Origin of the sequence: Palleronia abyssalis (assembly GCF_900302445.1) — a bacterium.
Lineage (GTDB): Bacteria > Pseudomonadota > Alphaproteobacteria > Rhodobacterales > Rhodobacteraceae > Palleronia > Palleronia abyssalis.
This window is the reverse complement of the sequence record NZ_ONZF01000043.1, coordinates 1-1,004: the sequence shown is the minus strand read 5'-3', so window position 1 is coordinate 1,004 and position 1,004 is coordinate 1. Positions and strand designations below refer to the sequence as shown.

At 62.5% G+C, this 1,004-nt stretch carries 1 pseudogene; it reads right to left on the bottom strand.

Going from position 1 to position 1,004, the window contains the following annotated elements:
* A pseudogene (locus tag PAA8504_RS21675) lies at positions 1-938 on the bottom strand (IS3 family transposase); the annotation flags it as partial.
* Positions 939-1,004 lie beyond the last annotated feature (66 nt).

The window sequence follows — 1,004 nt, the reverse complement described above, 5'->3', positions numbered from 1 at the left end:
CTCACAGTAGCCGTTCTCCCAAGGACTGCCGGGCTCGATGAATGCTGTCTTCGCTCCCATGGCATTGATCCAGTCCCGAACAGCTTTGGCGATGAACTCCGGGCCGTTGTCCGAGCGAACATGACCGGGCACGCCTCGCAGGATGAACAGGTCGGTCAGGACGTCGATCACCGCGGTCGAGTTCAGCTTCCGGTCGATCCTGATGCCCAGGCATTCCCGGCTGAACTCGTCGATTACGTTGAGCATGCGGAACTTCCTTCCATCATGGGTCCGGCTCTCGACGAAGTCGTATGACCAGACGTGGTTCGGCCGCTCCGGCCGCAGACGGATGCAGGACCCGTCACCCCGCCAGAGGCGGCCCTTCTTTGGTTGCTTCTGGGGAACCTTCAGCCCCTCCCGCCGCCAGATCCGCTCCACACGCTTGGTGTTCACGACCCAGCCAGCCTCACGAAGAAGCGCCGTGATGCGCCGGTAACCGTAGCGCCCGTATTGGCTGGCGAGCGCGACGATATCAGCGGTCAGTGCGTCCTCGTCAGCTCGCCCTTGCGGCACTTTCCGCTGGGTCGATCGATGCTGGCCGAGCACACGGCAGGCGAACCGTTCCGAGACGCCGAACTTCTGCATGATGTGATCGACGCACCGACGGCGGCGGGCGGGGCTCAGAAGTTTCCCGAGGCGGCCTCCCGCAGGATCAGCTTCTCAAGCGTCAGGTCGGAAACGGCCTTTCGCAGCCGCTCGTTCTCTTTCTCGAGCTCCTTCAGCCGCTTCACCTGGTCGGTCTTCAGACCGCCATACTCCTTGCGCCAACGGTAGTAGGTGAACTGGGTCACACCAATCGACCGCACCGCCTCGGCCACCGACTGGCCTTGCGAAACCAGCACGTCGACCTGCCGAAGCTTCGCGACGATCTCTTCCGGCTTGTGTCTCTTCTGGGGCATTCTTGCATCCTCCAACTGGCCCGTAAGCCATACTTCAGGGAGGACCACTTTTCAGGGGGCAGACCA